The sequence below is a fragment of the Marinicauda pacifica genome (genome assembly GCF_004793635.1).
Classification (GTDB): Bacteria; Pseudomonadota; Alphaproteobacteria; order Caulobacterales; family Maricaulaceae; genus Marinicauda; species Marinicauda pacifica.
In genome coordinates, this window is sequence record NZ_SRXV01000001.1 from 184,043 (window position 1) to 200,332 (window position 16,290).

Below are 16,290 nucleotides of genomic sequence, written 5' to 3' on the forward strand. Positions count from 1 at the left end.
CACGGCTTGAACTCGGCACCAGGGTTTCACGGCCAAGGGCAGAGGCCGGGCGAAGGCTAGCGGCCACCGCCGCCGGGTCAGCACCACTCCGAGACCTATTATGCCGCCTTGTCGTTCTTGCCCGTGCTGCGCACCCAGTTGGCCAGCCGGGCAGCCGGCGGTGACTTCACGAACATGTCGCAGAATGCACGAAGCAGGCCTGCGCTATCCTCGCTTTCCTGCTCACTGCGTTCCATGTCGCGCAATTCCTGCGCTTTGCGCTCGCGTGCTTTCTTCTCGCTCTTGCCCATTTCCTGGCCGCCATCGACGATGACGTCCCGCACCAATATCTTCACGCGCCACTTGGAATCGCCGACCGGCACGACCACCGCACCGGTCTTTGAATAAGGGAGGATGCGCACCATCACATTGCGTTCGCCCACGAACACGGTGCGCAGACCACCCTTGCGCGCTTCCTCCGGCGTGATCGTCAGCTCGTGATAGCGTGGTGCGTAGACGCGCAGAACCTCATAGGCTTTCAGCATTCGCTGAAGCTTGCCAACCGCTTTCGCGCTCTGGTCGCCGCTTGTGTCGGGATGAACGGTCTTGATTACCGAGCGAAACGTCTTCCGCACGGTTTCAAAATCTTCATCGCCTTCGAGCCCGAAGACGCGATACGCGGCAATAATGGGGTCCTGCTTCTGGTTCATGACGATCAGGATCGCACACTCAGTCTTTTCGAAAGGTTGACGCGCTCAGGCCAGGGCATATGTCTCGATCGATATTTTTTATCCGGGAAAGTCGAATAAATGTCCGCCAATGACGTGATACCGCCGTCACCGAGTGAGAGTGAATATGCGACCTCTCAAGACGGCACGGTTGAGGATATCTTCGCACGCGAGGACCCGTTCTCGCTCTTTGAAGACTGGCTCCAGGCCGCTCGCGGAAGTGAACCGAACGACCCGAACGCTGTCGCATTGGCCACGGCGGATCCGGACGGACTTCCCGACGTTCGCATGGTCTTGCTCAAGGGCTTCGATCGCGAGGGGTTCGTTTTCTACACAAACCTGGAAAGCGCGAAGGGCCGTCAGCTGCAGGACAATCCCAAGGCGGCGATGTGCTTTCATTGGAAATCCTTGCGCCGGCAGGTGCGTCTTCGCGGCGCGATCACGCCGGTAAGCGAAGCCGAGGCCGACGCCTATTTCCAGAGCCGGGCGCGCGACAGTCGCATCGGGGCCTGGGCGAGCAAGCAGTCACGCCCGTTGGAAAGCCGGTTCGCGTTGGAGAAGGAAGTCGCGAAATACGCTGCGAAGTTTCACATCGGTTCGGTGCCGCGCCCGGATTTCTGGAGCGGCTTCCGTCTGATCCCCGAGCGCATCGAGTTCTGGCGGGACCGGCGCTTCAGGCTTCATGACCGTATGGTATTCTCGCGAGAAGCGGCGACTTCGCCCTGGTCTGTCATGCGCCTATATCCATAATGGTCTAGGGTGGGACCGAAGTCGGCCTGTCCGGGCCGGAATTTTGCGGTTGGGGAACAGACGGCATGACAAAACTCTTTTCGGTCCTTTGCGGACTCGTTGCGGCCCTGGCGTGGGCCGTCGTGATTGCAATTCCTGTGTGGTTCCTGATCACGACCATGGGCGCAAAAGTAGATCTATGGGCCCCCCTTGACGCTTTCCGTCACGTTCGCACCTACGCACAATATGCTATCTTCGGTGCGCTCGGCGTTGGAGCGGTGAGCCTGGTCGTTCTGATCGTGTCGCGCTTCGCGGCCGGGGTTGGCGGCGCAGGCGCTTTTCTGGGTGCCATTCTGGCAGTTGTCATTGGCGGCGGCGGCCTGATGGCCGCGAAGTCTGCCCAGGACGCCGCCGCCAGCGTTCCGCCGATCCACGACATCAGCACGGACCTGACCGATCCGCCGCAATTCTCCCGGGCGATGATCGAGCGGCGTGAGCAGATCGAAGGCGTGAATTCGGTCGATCTGCTCGACAAGCAGGTCCCCGATTCAGATTGGACGGGTCAATGGGGCGGCCGGGCCGTGACCGATGTCCAGGCGGAGGCTTATCCCGATATCGAGACGCTCTACCTGCCGGCAGACCCTGCGCAGGCCTACGAGGCGTCGCTGGCGGCGGCACGTGATATGGGGTGGCGCATCACGACCGCGTCGCGCGATTCGCTCATGTTCGAAGGCACGGTCGAGAGCTTCTGGTTCAGCTTCAAGGACGATTTCGTTGTCCGGATCACCGAGGCTGAAAACGGCGGCAGTGCGATCGATGTACGCTCGGTCAGTCGGGTCGGTCTTTCAGACCTTGGAGCCAATGCCGAGCGGGTGCGTGCTTTTCTCGAGGCTGTACGTGATGCCGCCGGGACTGCGTAGGACCGCTCACCGGGTCAGCCGGTCAATGTGTACGTGCTGCCCAGGTCCGGCGTGCCTCCGTCTGCGACCTCGATCCGGCCCTGTTCGACGAGGTGGATGATATGGGCCAGTACCGAATGGGCGGCGGCTGGATGCAGGCGCTTGTCCACATCGGCGTACATGGATGACACCATCTCGCGGATCGTCGTGCGTCCGGCCTCGATCTGGCCCAGAATCTGACGTTCGCGGGCGCGCCGGTGCTCGATATAGGCGTCCAGAAAAGCTTCCGGATCGTCGATCGCCGGGCCGTGGGTCGGCCAGATCCGGCCAAAGCCGCGGGCGCGTATCCGTTCGAGTTGGCTTATATAGTCGCCCATATGGCCATCGGGCGGGCTGACCACAGAGGTCGACCAGGCCATCACGTGGTCTCCGGAAAACAGGGTATTTTCTTCCTTCAGCGCAAAGCAGAGATGGTTGGAGGTATGCCCGGGGGTATGCAGCGCTTCCAGCGTCCAGCCGGGACCGGTCAGCACATCGCCGTCCTCCAGCTCCACGTCCGGTGCGAAGCTGTCGTCGTCGCCGGCCTCCATGCGGGTTTCACCGCCGGCAGGCGGCGTGCGGCGAGGGCGCCGGCCATAGGTCTTGCACCCGTGCCGGGACGCCATGCGTGCCGCAAGGGGCGAGTGATCGAGATGGTGATGTGTCAGGAGAACATGACTGACGCGCTCACCTTCCAACGCCTGATCGAGGGCGGCTTCATGCCCGGCGTCGAGCGGACCGGGATCGATCATCGCCACGGTGCCATGCCCGACGATGTAAACGCCGGTGCCGGTAAAGGTGAACGGGCCGGGATTCGACGCGACAACGCGCCGGATCAGTGGCGAAAGCGTGTCGCAACGTCCGTATTCGAAATCGAACTCACGCTTGAAGGGTATGGTGGTCATTCCGGCAAACTCGCTTCGCGTCGCTCTTCCAGGAATGCCCGCAGCGCGGCTGCGAGCGTGCGCACTGCCCGCATCTTGTCCTTCATGGGCAGGGCAATGGGCGGTCCCATGTCGGTCTTGTTCACATCGACCACATAGAGCGCGCCGCTCTTGCGATCACGCAATACGTCCAGCCCGCCCCAGTCCAGTTTCATCTCCCGGCAGAACGCGGAGAGCTGGTCGAGTTCCGTCTGCGTAAACACAGCGCTGGGAGCGGCCAGTGTGACGGAACTATTGGTATTTTCAAATCGCCGTTCGACCGGACGCCTCTTGATGAAGACCAGCGGTATGCGCCCGCCCACCGTCGGGCATCGCAAATCCTCCACACAGCCATCCGCACCAGTCGTCTCGATCAGGCGCTGGTAGACTTGGCCGCCTTCTGCGGCCCGCGGCCCGGTCAGCACACGGCCGTCATGTACGCCATTGAGTTCGGACTTGGCGACCATGGCGCCGTCCCATGTCTGAGGATCGACGCTGAGCGGGCGATCGAAGACCGCCTCGAACACCGCGGCCACCTGCGATTTCGAGACGTTCAAGCATCCGCCATTGAGAGCGGAGCCTGCCTGCAAGCTCCCGTCGATATGCGTGTGTGTGCGGTCGTCGAAAATGAAAATGCACTCGGCATCTTCGCGGTGGGCGACGATCCGGATGCCGGCCAGCTGCATGACCGGCCAGAGGAGGTACCAGGGCCGGGGCCGATCGGGCGCAAACCAGAGTTTGGGTCCGTCAGCCCTGACCGCAAGGCGCGTGGCCTCCACGCATGCGTGGAAAGCGAGCCAGCTCGCCGCCTCCATTGCGACACCGGCGCCCACGGGGACGTCGACACCGGTCTTTCGAACGTGAAGGACACCGTTCGCATATTCGAAATCTCGCCACCAGGCCGCGCTTGTCATCGAATCGGATTTCCCTTCACGGGTGGACTCTACCGGTCGGGGCAGCCGTGACAATTCGCGGCCGACCGGACCGGCCCGGACCTTGCGTGTCTCTGCCTCGATGACCCGACACGGCACGCAAGGTTCTTTCCATGATTTCGCGCTCATCCTTCCTGGTCTTTGTCAGTCGGCGCCTGCGCCTTGTTCTGCTGACGGCGTTGGCGGTTTGTGCGGTTAAGGTCGGTGCCGCGGCCCTAGATGTGCCTGACCGTGATGCGCCCGCCAGCGCGCGATCGGCCATTCCCGCAGAAAGCCAATAAAAATGATCTCGCACATGCCTTGAAACCGTCCTTGAACGGTCTACTGCGCGCCTGACTTGATCCAGAGAGGTTCACCGCCGACAACGTGGCCTCTCCAGAATAGCCGGACTCCCATGCTTGGTTTTACCCTTCGACGCATACTGATTTCGGTGCCCACCATTCTGGTCATTATCACGCTTGCATTCTTCATGATGCGAGTCGCGCCGGGCGGCCCGTTCGACCTTGAGCGTCCCATGTCTGAAGAGATCCGTCAGAATATCCTGGCGGCGTACGGCATGGATCAGCCTGTCTGGAAGCAGTACCTCGACTATCTCGGTGGCCTGGCCCGGTTCGACCTGGGCCCGTCGTTGAAGTTTCGCGACAAAAGCGTGGCCAGTCTGATCGCCGAGGGCTTTCCGATATCCGCAACGGTAGGCCTGCTGGCCATCTCGCTGGCCCTGGTGGTCGGCACGATACTCGGATCGGCTGCCGCCTTGCGTCAGAACGGCGCCACCGATTACGCGGTCATGGGGATCGCGACGGTAGGCATTGTCATCCCGCCCTTCGTGATGGGCCCGATCCTGGCGCTCGTCTTCGGTTTGTATTTCGGGCTGCTGCCCAGCGGGGGGCTCGATCCGCTTCGTGGAATGACACCCGACCGGCTTGTCTTGCCCGTCGTGACACTGGCGCTCCCGCAGATCGCGATCATAACGCGGCTCATGCGCGCCTCGATGATCGAGGTTATCCGGTCCAACTATATCCGGACCGCTCGCGCAAAAGGCCTTTCGGCGAGAGCAGTTCTGTCACGGCACGCGTTCAAGAGCGCGATTCTGCCGATCGTGAGCTATCTCGGGCCGGCTGCCGCGGCACTTTTGACCGGCTCGATCGTAATCGAGCAGGTCTTTCAGCTACCTGGCATCGGACGCCAATTCGTTCAGGCCGCGCTGCAGCGTGATTACACGGTCGTGATGGGAGTGGTCATCCTGTACGCTTCGCTGATCGTGATCCTGAACCTCGTGGCCGATCTTCTCTATGCGTCCTTGAACCCGAAGGTGAAATACGACTGATGGTGTCCACCTCCACACCGCGGGAGAAGGCGGTCTTCATTGAGCAGGCCAGCATCCAGGGCCGTTCGCTCTGGGACGACGCCCGAACACGCTTGCTGCGCAACAAGGCGGCTGTCATCGGCCTGTTCATCCTGGGCGCATTGGTCCTTCTGGCCTTTCTCGGGCCGCTGCTCTGGATCCACGAGGCAGACGTGATCTATCGGGACCGCGTCCAACTCGCGCCGACGTTCGAGCACGGGCACGTATTCGGGACCGATGCTCAGGGGCGCGACCTCTTCGCGCGCACGCTCGTGGGTCTGCGCATGTCGCTGATGGTCGGGGTCGTTGCCACAATGGTGTCCCTCGCCATCGGGGTCGTCTGGGGAGCCGTGGCCGGTTTCATCGGCGGGCGTGTTGACCAGGTGATGATGCGTCTGGTCGATGTCCTGTATTCGATCCCCTTCATCTTTTTCGTGATCATCCTGATGGTTGTGTTCGGTCGCAACATCATCCTGATCTTCGTGGCCATCGGCGCGGTGGAATGGCTGACCATGGCCCGAATCGTGCGCGGTCAGACCATCGCCCTCAAGGGCATGGAATTTGTCGAAGCCGCCCACGCGGCCGGCGTCTCGCGCGCGGCCATTATTCGTCGCCATATCGTACCGAACGTGCTCGGCCCGGTCATCGTATACGTGACGCTGACCATCCCGGTGGTCATCCTGGCGGAGAGTTTTCTTTCGTTTCTCGGTCTCGGGGTTCAGGAGCCGCTGACATCGCTCGGCAATCTCATCTCCAATGGCGCCCGGGACATGGAAATCGCGCCATGGACGCTGATTGCGCCGGCCGCGACTATGATGCTGACTCTTTTCTGCTTCAACTTCCTGGGCGATGGGTTGCGTGACGCCATCGACCCGCGCGACCGGTAAGAGCCGCGCAGGTCAGACGAAGACTCGCGGTCTACTGAATCCGGCGCGCACGGAAAGCCCGTCCACCGTAGGACAGGGTCATGAAATGGGAGCCCAGCGCACCGCCGCGAATATCGGCGCGCAGATCACTGCGTTGAGAGCGCGGCACCCGAACCCGCGTCGTGTCGATCTGCTGCCAGACCTGCCCGTTCGCGAGGGTGATTCGAAGATCCCCGGTGCGAGTGGTCTCGTAGACCTCGACAGGCACGTTGCGCATTTCGTCGATCGCACCGGAGTCATCGTAGACGATCTCCGTACCGTCCTCGAGCGTCTCCGCTTCCTCTGGCTCGCTTCCTCCACGGAACACTTCAGTCAATCCGCCAAGGCCCGGCATGGACAGACCGAAGCCGTCACGTTCGACGGCTCGGACGCGCTCGCGGTCGACGACTGCAATGGAACGGCTCTCGATGGCGCCGGCGAGTTCTTCGAGACGGGCGTCCATACAGGCAAGACGGGCGCTGTCCTGTTCGATCGTCCGGCATGCAAGCAAGGCGTCCAGGTCGGCCGACTGGGCCTCCTGAGCGGCTGCAGTTCCGGTCAGGAGCGCTGAGCCAAGAGCCAGGCTGAGGATTTGGGTCAGGCGTGTCATTGTGTGTTCCCGTATTCTGATACCGCGTGTGAAAATTCGCGCTACTATCCTTGAAGCGTCGAGTCGTGTCGATGCGCCCGCGTCTTCACTCTTGCGTCAGGTTTTTCTGCCAATATTGTTCTGTCCGCAGATGACCGAAAGCCGGGCGCGCGCGTCGAGACGATGCCGCGCGCCTTGCATTTATGTAAATGCCCAGGGGAGAGTTGCCGTGAATCGACGTCTTATGGAGTGGCTCGCGTGCAGTGCCAGCGTGGTGGTGCTGGGTGCATGCGGCGGCGGAGACTCAAGCGAATCTGATTCGGTCGTTCTGCATCGCGGAAACATGGCGGAGCCTTTCTCGCTCGACCCCCACAAGGCGAGCGGGACATGGGAGAATGACATTATCGGTGACATGTTCATCGGCTTGTTCACCGAGGACGCCGAAGGCGAACCCGTCCCCGGTATGGCCGAGAGCTGGGAAGTCTCCGATGACGGCCTGATCTGGACCTTCAGGCTGCGCGAGGCCTCCTGGTCGGACGGCGAACCTGTTACGGCTCACGATTTCGAGTATGCGCTTCGCCGGATCCTCGATCCGGCTACCTTGGCCAATTACGCCTCTCTCCTCTATCCGATCAAGAATGCCGAGGCTGTCAACAAGGGCGACCTTACGCCGGAAGAACTTGGCGTACGCGCGGTCGATGATCTTACCCTGGAGATTGAGCTGGAATTTCCCGCTCCCTATCTGCCCGGCCTGCTTGCCCATTACACGACCTTCCCCGTGCCGATGCACGTGGTGGAGCAGTATGGCGATGCCTGGGTGCAGCCTGCGTATATCGAGACCAACGGTGCTTACAAGCTCGTGCGTTGGCGGGCGAACGACTATGTCCACCTGACCCGCAACGAGAGCTTTTACGCCAATGAGGATGTCTGCATAGACGACGTCTTCTTCTATCCCACCGTTGACGTTCAGGCAGCCGAGCGCCGCGTGCGCAATGGCGAGCTTGACGTGATTACCGATGTCGCCGGACAGAATCTCGAATTCCTGCGCGAGCAGGTGCCCGAGTATGTGCGGGTTCATGCCTATCTCGGTACGCGCTATCTGGCATACAATACGCAGATTGCGCCGCTTGACGATGAGCGGGTGCGACAGGCCCTGAGCATGGCGATCGACACCCATTTCATCGCCGAGGAAATCCTGCGTGACGGTTCCATGCCGGCCTGTTCCTTCGTGCCGCCGGGCGTCGCTGACTATCCTGGCGGTGCCAGCGTGCCTTGGTGCGACGTGCCCATCGAGGCCCGCCGGGATGAAGCGCGGCGCCTGTTGGAGGAAGCCGGTTTCGGCCCGCAAAATCCGCTAGAATTGGAATACACATTCAGGGCAACGGGCGACAATCCGCGGATCGCACCGGTTCTCCAGCGCGACTGGGCTGAGATTGCCGACTGGGTCGATATTTCGATCGCTCAGATCGAGACCCAGATTCACTATTCCAACCTGCGCGCCGGCGACTACGAGATCGGGGACGGGGCCTGGATCGGCGATTACAACGACGCCTACAATTTCCTGTTCCTGGGGGAATCGACCTCGGTGCCGATGAATTACTCGCGATGGTCGAATGACGAATATGACGCTCTGATCCGACAGGCTAACCGGGAACTCGACAGTTCCGAGCGCGCAGAGCTTCTAAGCGAAGCGGAATCGATCCTTCTAGAGGAGGCGCCCTACGCTCCCGTCACGTTTTACGTCAACAAGGCACTCGTAAACCCGAGAGTGACGGGATGGGAAGATAATGTCGTTCACATCCACCGGACGCGTTACCTCTGCTTCTCCGATGTCGAACAGTCAAACGCCGCCGGAGAGTAGCCTCTGAAGCACGGCGGCCGGGGGGCAGAGCATGGGCGGGGATGATTTCGATCAGACGGCAGATACGGTCACCGAGCACGTGGCCGCTGCCGGCCTTGGTGTGACGACGCGTCCGGGAAAGCGCGCGCGCCTTGACCCCGACCTGCCCGACGGCGTGTGCCAGAATTGCGAGACAGAGCTCGAAGGCCCGGTCTGTCACAACTGCGGCCAGGTCGACGACACTTACCATCGTTCTGCCGGGGCGCTGGTTCGCCAGATCATTGACGGCTTTATCAATCTGGACGGGCGCGTCGCACGCACCTTGCCCCGGTTGATGGTGCGACCGGGACGGGTTTCGGGGGACTATCTTTCTGGCAAGCGTGCCCGGTTCATTCCCCCTTTCAGACTCTATATCGTCGCTTCGCTTTTGATGTTCCTTGTTGCGGGACTGACAACTGGCGACCTGGACCTCGGGGAGCTCCGGGTCGGGGGGCCGGCTGCTGTGGGCGAGCACCTCACGGACGCCTTTGAAAGCGGTGAGCTGGAAGAAACCGAGTACCGCCAGGCAATGCAGTCTCTGGGACTTTCCATTCCACCGGGGGTGGAAGCGGGCCGGGACGTGTCAGAATCGGGCCCGGACCCGCAGGACGAGGTTAGCGGGCAGGAGGGAACGGAGGTTGGAACAGCCGATGACCCGGCCATGGAACAGGGCGCCGCCGTCGAGCCTGCTCCGGGGGGCGGAGGATCTGACGCCGCAACTGCTCGCCGCTACGGAGCTGAATACTGGGGAGGTGATGACGGCATGGCCCGTTTGCTCGTGCCCGAAGATTACGGGAAGCCAGCACCGGATAGCGTACTTCCCTATCGTGTTCGCCGCTATCTCGCCGATCGGGTGCTCCGCATCAACGAGGATCCTGCGCGCCTCTGGGAAGCCAGCCTCTCCTGGATTCCGCGCATCCTTTTCGTGCTGGTACCTGTCTACGCCGGCCTCCTGGGCCTGACCTACATCTGGCGGCGCGGCTTCTTCTACTACGATCACCTGATCGTGTCGGTCCATTTCCACTCCGCGCTATTTCTGGCGCTGACGTTCGCGATACTGATCGGCCATCTGATCGGGGCGGGATGGGCGACGCTTGGATTGCTGATCTACTCCAACGTCTATCTCTACAAGGTACACCGGGTGGTCTATGAGCGCTCGCGGTTCACCTCTATCCTGCGAACTCTGACGCTGGACGTCGTCTACTTCTTCGTGATGCTCATCGCGATCATGGCGGTCGTGCTCCTGGGAATTCTCTCGGCCTAGAAAAAAAGGGCCCGCCAGCGGCGAGCCCTTGATTTTTTCTGCCGTGACCGAGCGCTTAGCGAGGCGCCTCATCGGGCATGACTAGTCGCATGCCTTGGGTCTGGCTCTGTTCGCGCGCGGCCAGTGCTGCGCGCACCTCGGGCAGCTCCATCAGTGCGTTGAATCGCGCTGCTGCCTGAGCGCTCTGGGCCGAGATCCCGAACAGCTCCTGGAAAGCTTCCAGGGGTGTCGGCTGGGCCGGGAAGGACCGGATCGACACGCGCTCGTCGGCCGATATGCCGGCCAGCTCGCGCGCACCATCGATCGCGTCCCGCAGTCCGCCGATACGGTCGACGAGGCCCAGCTCCTGAGCCTGCGCCCCGGTCCAGACCCGCCCGCGCGCGATCTCCTGCACACGCGAGAGCGGCAGGCCGCGACCCTCGGCGACGCGCTCGGTGAAGTCCTCGTACACGTCCTCGGCCATCTCGTAGAAGGTCGCGCGTTGCTCCTCGGTCCACTCGGTCTGGGACGAATAGGCAAGCGTGTAATCCCCTCCAACGTAGAGGGGTTCGATATTCAGCCCGACACGGCCCAGCGCTTCGTCAATTACGAGCTTCCCGGAAAGCATGCCGATGGACCCGGTCAGAGTCGTGGCGTTCGCATAGATGAGATTGGCCGGCGCGGAGATGTAATAGCCACCCGAAGCGGCCGCCGTGCCCATCGACACCACCACCGGCTTGCCGGCTTCGCGCGCGCGTACAACCGCATCCCAGATCTGGTCAGACGCGATGGCCGAGCCGCCGCCCGTATCGACGCGCAGAACAATGGCCCGGACCGACGTGTCGTCGGCCGCCGCCTGAATGGCGGCGCTCATCTGATCGCCTCCGATCAGGTCGCTGCCCCCGAAGCCGGGATCGCCCTGGCCCGTCACGATAGCGCCCTGGCCCGAGATCAGGGCGATGACGGGACGATTGCGTGCCGGGGCTGCCGGCGGACTGCGGCGCACGTAGTCTTCTATGGTCAGAATGGTCTCGACGCCGGCTGCCTCGAGCGCAGCCTGGCGCGCACCGGCAACATGCCCGAGCGAATCGACCAATCCTGCTTGCTGGGCCTGTTCGGCAGAGTAGGGGCCGGACATGATCAGAGTGTTCATGCGCGACGTTTCCACGCCCCGATCGGCAGCTGCAGTGGCTATCGCCGTATCATAGATGGAGCCCAGGAATGATAGCGTCGCCTCGCGGTGGGCGTCGGTGTAATCGGTCTGCGTGTACGTGTTCGCCGCGTTCTTGTACTCGTAGAACTGGACGAATTCGGGCTGGATGCCGAACTGCTCGAACGTGCCGCCCAGGAAGGGCGTTTCCGTCGACAGGCCGGTTGCGGAAAAGCTGGCCGTGTCCTGCAGCCAGATTTGCGAGGCGCCGGACACTGCGAAATAGCCTGTCACGCTCGTGCCCTCGAAGCCTTGGGCGTGAGCGATAACCGGCTTGCCGGAATCCAGGAAGGATGCGAAGGCGCGGTGCAACTCCTCGGCCTGGGCCGGCGCCATGCCGAACTCGCTGGCCCGCACGATTACGCCGCGGACGCTTGAATCAGTTTCCGCACGCTGCAGGGTCTGCACGATTTCTGTGGTTGAAAGCGGGTTGGTGAACGCAAAGGGCGAACGCGTCGGCTGGTCCAGCCGGGTTTCGCGCAGGTCGACTTCGAGAATTATGTCGCCGCCAGGCATGGAAGCTCGCTGGCCCTGTGCGTTCTGGACAGCTGAACCAACCATCCCCGCGATCAGAAATATGGCGAGCACCACGGTCAGGACCGATCCGACGACAACGCCGACAATCGACCCGAAAAACGTAACCCAGAACTGTTTCATGAATACCCCTCGCATATGGCACCGCTGCGTGGCAGCGCGCCTTTCCAGCGCAATCTAGGGAGTCCCGGCAGACGAATCGACCCCGCGCATGCGAGCGCGCTTCCTGTGGAAGGGCTTTTTCACTCGTGTGGTGCTGGATTGCGTCAGCGCGTCGGGAGCGCGCTGAAAAGATAGGTGGTCGGAGTAGCAAGATTCGAACTTGCGACCCCCGCCTCCCGAAGACGGTGCTCTACCAGGCTGAGCTATACTCCGAACCGGAGCGCGGCTTATATCCAACTCGCTCCCGCCATGCAATACGCTCAAGTCACCGTGCGCACACCCGATACAGACTGGCGAATGCACGCGATGTGAAACTGCTGAAGTAGGGGCGTTGCATATGCGCAAAGCTCAGGCTATCTAGCGCGCCTCCCTGCGATCAGCAGGCCCGTGTTGGGGCGTCGCCAAGTGGTAAGGCAGCGGTTTTTGGTACCGCCATTCCCAGGTTCGAATCCTGGCGCCCCAGCCATTTTCCTTAATGAATATCCGGGGTGGACCGCCAATCAGCAGATTTGTGCTGATGTGTTGCAGTTCGCGTTTCCCTTGCATCTGCGTCGTTGCAGTGCGGCATTCGCCCGATCTGCCGCCATGGGGCGAATTTCCAGTAGATTAAGGCGCTTGCGACCCTTTGCCGCTTTTTTTGATCACGCGTTCATGGCCGGCGCGCTCACAATGCATTGTTCCGTCCACCCCGCTTTGTTCAACGTCAGCATGCGCTTTGGGACGCGTTAACCGCCATCGCGAGGTTGATTGCGCTGGCGCGCCGGTGCTAGCGTTCATCGCCAGGCGCCGCAAAAGCGTTCTAGAAAACTAAAGACGGTGAAAAACACCGCGCGAGATGGGGATTTCTAGGTCTGTTCCGACGATTCCCGTCGATTCTTTCAGGTGGTTCCTAAGGGGATCACCGGGGCGCCGCTATCGGCGTCCCGAAGCATTGTAGGGGGCCGAGGCCGGCGCGGGACGCCGGCTGACGTCAAATTGAGGGTAATCCAAGGCGCGCGGGAACCTTCCGCGTCAGCTACTGTGAGGCAAGGCATGTCCAACACCATGAAGTGGATCCGCACGACGCTGCTGGCCGGGGCCGCGGCCACGGCCGGGGCGGCGTACGCTCAGAGCCCGCTCGACCAAGCGCTGCAGGTTGCGCGGCAATCGACGCAACAGGGCGCCCAGGCGCAAGAGCAGATCAACGACGTCTCAGCGTCGGCTGACGATCTCGAGCGCCAGTATCTGGCTCTGCAGTCGCAGATCCAGGACCAGGAAGTTTTCGTGCAGCAGCAGGAAGTCTTCCTGCAGTCGCAGGATGTCGAAATCTCGGAGCTGCAACGTCAGCTCGAGCGGGTCGATACCCTGGAAGCGACGCTGACCCCGATGCTTCTGGAGATGGCGGTCGCGCTGGAAGATTTCATCGCCAGCGACCTTCCGTTCCAGACGGATCTGCGCCAGTCGCGGCTCGATAACATCCAGACACTGCTTGGTGACGCGACCGTGTCACCGGCCGAAACCTACCGCGTCATCCTGAACGCGTACGAGATCGAGGCGTCTTACGGGCGCTCGCTGCGCGTCTACGAAGACACCGTTGATGTCGAAGGCGAGCCCGCGCAGGTGAAATTCCTGCAGATCGGCCGCGTCGCGCTCATCCGCGTTTTCCAGAGCGGTGCTCGTCAGGGCGACATGCAGATGATGACCAAAGACAACCAGGAATGGCGTGACCTGCCGGGCGGATTCGCCGGCAACGTCCAGCGTGCGGTCCGCATCGGCGAGGAAGTGACCACGCCGGAAGTGTTCATCGCCCCGCTGCCTGGCCCGCAGTCGGCTCAGTAACCGGTAGAGACGGAGTACACTCAAGATGAAATCGATCATCAAACTGGCCGCCGCCGTCTCTCTCGGCGCGACCCTCATCACCGGAGCGGTATCGGCGCAAGTCGATCGCGAACCGGTTTCTTCAATCTCCCAGCTGCTGCAGCGCGTGCGTGAAGATGCGCGTGATGCTCAGGCTCAGAACCAGGAGCGTCTTCAGGAATTCCGCGCCGAGCAGGGCCGCCAGCAATCGCTGGTCAGCCAGGCTCGTTCGCGTCTGAATGCGCTTCAGGCCGAGGCGGAAGAAAACCGCACTCAGTTCGAAGCCAATCAGCAGCAGATCGATCAGCTGGCGACCCAGCTTACCGAAGAACAGGGCGCCTTCGGCGAGCTCTTCGGTGTGGCACGCCAGACGGCGGGCGAATTCGCCTCGCTGATCGAAGCGTCGATCATCTCGGCTCAGTACCCCAACCGTCACCGTCCGCTAGAGCAGCTGGCGGAAAGCCGCACGCTTCCGGATGCGGACGATCTGCGTAACATCTATGAAGTCATGATCGACGAGATGGACTCGCAGTCCGACGTGGCGACCTTCAACCGCGCGGTTGTCGGCCTCAACGGCGGCGAGCCGGTTCCGACGACCCGTGTGGGTACGTTCGTGATCTTCGCCATGGACGGCGGTGCGAAGTATCTGCGCTGGAGCACCAACGAGAACGATCGCACCAGCGGGTACACGCTCTCGGTCCTGCCGACGCAGCCTCCGGGCCGTCTGCTCTCCGCGGCCTCCAACCTGGCCAATGCGGATCCGGGCGAGATCGTCGAAGGTCCGGTGGATCCGTCGCGCGGTCAGCTGCTCGAGATCTTCAAGGACATCCCGTCGCTCTCCGAGCGCTTCGAGCAAGGTGGCATTGTCGCGAAAATCATCGCCGGCCTGTTCATCTTCTCGGCTCTGTTCGGTCTGTGGCGCCTGGTTGCGCTGGTCATGACCGGCTCCGCGATCAACGCCCAGAAGCGCAAGTCGACCGCGTCCAAAGGCAACCCGCTCGGCCGCATCATGCTCGCCTATGAAGAAGTCAAGGACCGTCCGATCGAAACGATCGAACTGAAGCTTGACGAGGCGATCCTGCGCGAGACCCCGAAACTGGAGTTCGGTCTGAACTTCCTGAAGCTGGCCGCCGGCATCGCTCCGCTGCTCGGCCTGCTGGGTACCGTGACCGGTATGATCCGAACCTTCACCCAGATCACCCTCTTTGGTACCGGCGACCCGCGCATCATGGCCGGTGGTATCTCCGAGGCCCTTGTGACCACGGTGTCCGGTCTTGTCGCCGCCATTCCGCTTCTCTTCATCCACTCGTTCGCGGCCAGCTTCGCGCGCGGTGCCCAGCAGACGCTGGAAGAGCAAGCGGCCGGTATTGTTGCCCGCCACTCTGAAGAGCGCGGCCAAGCGTAAGGAACCCTATCGATGAACCTCCAAGGCATTTTTCTCGGCCTGCAGGAGTTCCTCGAGCGCGGGGGGCCGGTGCTCCTGCTGATTATGGGCCTCACTTTCGTGATGTGGGCCTTTATCCTGGAGCGCCTGGCCTATTTCGGCTTCGCCCATAACGTGGTGGCCAAGAAGGCTAAACAGGAGTGGGCCGCGCGTAGCGATCACCACTCCTGGCACGCCCTGGCCATTCGGGACCAGCTGGTTTCCGAGGTGAAGCTGAAAGCGGAACAGAACGTGGAGCTGATCAAGACCCTGGTTGCGGTCGCTCCTCTGTTCGGTCTGCTCGGTACTGTGACCGGCATGATTGCAGTGTTCGACGTGATGGCCATTTCTGGCTCGTCGGATGCTCGCGCCATGTCCTCGGGCGTCGCCCGGGCCACAATTCCGACGATGGCCGGTATGGTTTCCGCTCTGTCCGGGCTCCTGTTCTCGAACCAGATCGAGCGTATGGCGAGCCAGCGAGTTCACGAGCTCGCCGACGAACTCGAAGTGGAGTAACTCATGCGCAGGCGAAACCGCGGGAATGCAGCCGACAAGGCCGACGTCAATATGACGCCGATGCTGGATATCGTCTTCATCCTGCTCATCTTCTTTATCGTGACTGCGACCTTCCTCCAGGAGGAAGGGATCGACATGCAGCCGCCGCCGCCGAACGAGAATCCGCCGGAAAGTGAAGACAATCCGGTTATCCTGGTCCAGATCGACGGCGACAATAATGTCTTCGTCAACCAGGACCGGACCTCGGCCGACCGTGTGTTTGCTGCTGTCTCGCGCATCCGCGCGGAAAGCCCGGGATCGGCTGTACTGATCCGCCCGGACGACGAGTCCTTCCACGGTATCACCGTGAACATCTGGGATCAGATGAAGGTCAATGGCGTTCCGGTTTCCATCCAGCGTGAAGACGAGGCTTAGGGAGG

Annotated in this window: 15 protein-coding genes and 2 tRNA genes; 11 read left to right on the forward strand and 6 right to left on the reverse strand. The window is 62.0% G+C overall.

Annotated elements, in window-relative coordinates; all coding sequences use genetic code 11:
- Window positions 1–98 precede the first annotated feature (98 nt).
- On the reverse strand, window positions 99–689 hold the full coding sequence (locus E5162_RS00975) for a J domain-containing protein (RefSeq protein WP_135943090.1): 591 nt from the start codon (window positions 687–689) through the stop codon (window positions 99–101).
- A 99-nt stretch (window positions 690–788) separates the two neighbouring features.
- Here E5162_RS00975 and pdxH point away from each other — a divergent pair, with 99 nt between their 5' ends.
- Window positions 789–1,457 (forward strand): pyridoxamine 5'-phosphate oxidase, encoded by a 669-nt coding sequence (gene pdxH / locus E5162_RS00980; protein ID WP_135943091.1) that lies wholly within the window; start codon window positions 789–791, stop codon window positions 1,455–1,457.
- 65 nt (window positions 1,458–1,522) lie between these two features.
- Entirely contained in the window at window positions 1,523–2,356 is an 834-nt protein-coding gene (locus E5162_RS00985; protein ID WP_135943092.1) for a DUF1499 domain-containing protein, read from the forward strand.
- 14 nt (window positions 2,357–2,370) lie between these two features.
- Here the strand turns inward: E5162_RS00985 and E5162_RS00990 are convergent, their stop codons facing one another.
- Window positions 2,371–3,279 carry an MBL fold metallo-hydrolase gene (locus tag E5162_RS00990; protein WP_135943093.1) on the reverse strand — a complete coding sequence of 303 codons (909 nt, stop codon included), beginning with the start codon at window positions 3,277–3,279 and terminating at the stop codon, window positions 2,371–2,373.
- Window positions 3,276–4,211: a hypothetical protein gene (locus tag E5162_RS00995; RefSeq protein ID WP_135943094.1), complete on the reverse strand. Its 936-nt coding sequence runs from the start codon at window positions 4,209–4,211 to the stop codon at window positions 3,276–3,278. The genes E5162_RS00990 and E5162_RS00995 overlap by 4 nt, the downstream gene beginning before the upstream one ends.
- 412 nt (window positions 4,212–4,623) lie before the next feature.
- Between E5162_RS00995 and E5162_RS01000 the strand changes: the two genes are divergently transcribed.
- Entirely contained in the window at window positions 4,624–5,556 is a 933-nt protein-coding gene (locus E5162_RS01000) for an ABC transporter permease (RefSeq protein ID WP_135943095.1), read from the forward strand.
- On the forward strand, window positions 5,556–6,461 hold the full coding sequence (locus tag E5162_RS01005; RefSeq protein ID WP_135943096.1) for an ABC transporter permease: 906 nt from the start codon (window positions 5,556–5,558) through the stop codon (window positions 6,459–6,461). The genes E5162_RS01000 and E5162_RS01005 overlap by 1 nt, the downstream gene beginning before the upstream one ends.
- Window positions 6,462–6,492: 31 nt before the next feature.
- Here the strand turns inward: E5162_RS01005 and E5162_RS01010 are convergent, their stop codons facing one another.
- Window positions 6,493–7,089 (reverse strand): hypothetical protein, encoded by a 597-nt coding sequence (locus E5162_RS01010; RefSeq protein ID WP_135943097.1) that lies wholly within the window; start codon window positions 7,087–7,089, stop codon window positions 6,493–6,495.
- Between the two features lie 208 nt (window positions 7,090–7,297).
- On the opposite strand from E5162_RS01010, the gene E5162_RS01015 reads away from it, so the two are divergent.
- Complete coding sequence (locus E5162_RS01015) at window positions 7,298–8,929, forward strand: peptide ABC transporter substrate-binding protein (RefSeq protein WP_233342109.1); 1,632 nt, start codon at window positions 7,298–7,300, stop codon at window positions 8,927–8,929.
- A 31-nt stretch (window positions 8,930–8,960) separates the two neighbouring features.
- A complete protein-coding gene (locus E5162_RS01020; RefSeq protein WP_135943099.1) occupies window positions 8,961–10,211 on the forward strand; it encodes a DUF3667 domain-containing protein in 1,251 nt (416 codons plus the stop codon).
- Window positions 10,212–10,266: 55 nt separating this feature from the next.
- Here the strand turns inward: E5162_RS01020 and sppA are convergent, their stop codons facing one another.
- Together sppA and E5162_RS01030 are read right to left on the reverse strand one after the other, a co-directional pair.
- Window positions 10,267–12,057 carry a signal peptide peptidase SppA gene (sppA, locus tag E5162_RS01025; protein WP_135943100.1) on the reverse strand — a complete coding sequence of 597 codons (1,791 nt, stop codon included), beginning with the start codon at window positions 12,055–12,057 and terminating at the stop codon, window positions 10,267–10,269.
- 175 nt (window positions 12,058–12,232) lie between these two features.
- A tRNA-Pro gene (locus E5162_RS01030) sits at window positions 12,233–12,309 on the reverse strand.
- 178 nt (window positions 12,310–12,487) lie between these two features.
- Between E5162_RS01030 and E5162_RS01035 the strand changes: the two genes are divergently transcribed.
- From E5162_RS01035 to E5162_RS01055, 5 genes are all read left to right on the forward strand, one after another.
- A tRNA-Gln gene (locus tag E5162_RS01035) sits at window positions 12,488–12,562 on the forward strand.
- A 566-nt stretch (window positions 12,563–13,128) separates the two neighbouring features.
- On the forward strand, window positions 13,129–13,914 hold the full coding sequence (locus tag E5162_RS01040; RefSeq protein ID WP_135943101.1) for a DUF3450 domain-containing protein: 786 nt from the start codon (window positions 13,129–13,131) through the stop codon (window positions 13,912–13,914).
- Window positions 13,915–13,939: 25 nt separating this feature from the next.
- Window positions 13,940–15,337, forward strand: coding sequence for a MotA/TolQ/ExbB proton channel family protein (locus E5162_RS01045; RefSeq protein WP_135943102.1), 1,398 nt, complete (start codon window positions 13,940–13,942; stop codon window positions 15,335–15,337).
- Window positions 15,338–15,349: 12 nt separating this feature from the next.
- Window positions 15,350–15,871: a MotA/TolQ/ExbB proton channel family protein gene (locus E5162_RS01050; RefSeq protein ID WP_135943103.1), complete on the forward strand. Its 522-nt coding sequence runs from the start codon at window positions 15,350–15,352 to the stop codon at window positions 15,869–15,871.
- Window positions 15,872–15,874: 3 nt separating this feature from the next.
- Complete coding sequence (locus E5162_RS01055) at window positions 15,875–16,285, forward strand: ExbD/TolR family protein (protein ID WP_135943104.1); 411 nt, start codon at window positions 15,875–15,877, stop codon at window positions 16,283–16,285.
- Window positions 16,286–16,290: the final 5 nt, after the last annotated feature.

Excerpts from the sequence above, each read along its gene's own strand:
- E5162_RS01020 (WP_135943099.1), top strand. The coding sequence starts at position 8,961 with ATGGGCGGGGATGATTTCGATCAGACGGCAGATACGGTCACCGAGCAC.
- E5162_RS00995 (WP_135943094.1), bottom strand. The coding sequence starts at position 4,211 with ATGACAAGCGCGGCCTGGTGGCGAGATTTCGAATATGCGAACGGTGTC.
- pdxH (WP_135943091.1), top strand. The coding sequence starts at position 789 with ATGTCCGCCAATGACGTGATACCGCCGTCACCGAGTGAGAGTGAATAT.
- E5162_RS01050 (WP_135943103.1), top strand. The coding sequence starts at position 15,350 with ATGAACCTCCAAGGCATTTTTCTCGGCCTGCAGGAGTTCCTCGAGCGC.
- E5162_RS01005 (WP_135943096.1), top strand. The coding sequence starts at position 5,556 with ATGGTGTCCACCTCCACACCGCGGGAGAAGGCGGTCTTCATTGAGCAG.
- E5162_RS00990 (WP_135943093.1), bottom strand. The coding sequence starts at position 3,279 with ATGACCACCATACCCTTCAAGCGTGAGTTCGATTTCGAATACGGACGT.
- E5162_RS01055 (WP_135943104.1), top strand. The coding sequence starts at position 15,875 with ATGCGCAGGCGAAACCGCGGGAATGCAGCCGACAAGGCCGACGTCAAT.
- sppA (WP_135943100.1), bottom strand. The coding sequence starts at position 12,057 with ATGAAACAGTTCTGGGTTACGTTTTTCGGGTCGATTGTCGGCGTTGTC.
- E5162_RS00985 (WP_135943092.1), top strand. The coding sequence starts at position 1,523 with ATGACAAAACTCTTTTCGGTCCTTTGCGGACTCGTTGCGGCCCTGGCG.
- E5162_RS01000 (WP_135943095.1), top strand. The coding sequence starts at position 4,624 with ATGCTTGGTTTTACCCTTCGACGCATACTGATTTCGGTGCCCACCATT.
- E5162_RS01040 (WP_135943101.1), top strand. The coding sequence starts at position 13,129 with ATGTCCAACACCATGAAGTGGATCCGCACGACGCTGCTGGCCGGGGCC.
- E5162_RS00975 (WP_135943090.1), bottom strand. The coding sequence starts at position 689 with ATGAACCAGAAGCAGGACCCCATTATTGCCGCGTATCGCGTCTTCGGG.
- E5162_RS01010 (WP_135943097.1), bottom strand. The coding sequence starts at position 7,089 with ATGACACGCCTGACCCAAATCCTCAGCCTGGCTCTTGGCTCAGCGCTC.
- E5162_RS01045 (WP_135943102.1), top strand. The coding sequence starts at position 13,940 with ATGAAATCGATCATCAAACTGGCCGCCGCCGTCTCTCTCGGCGCGACC.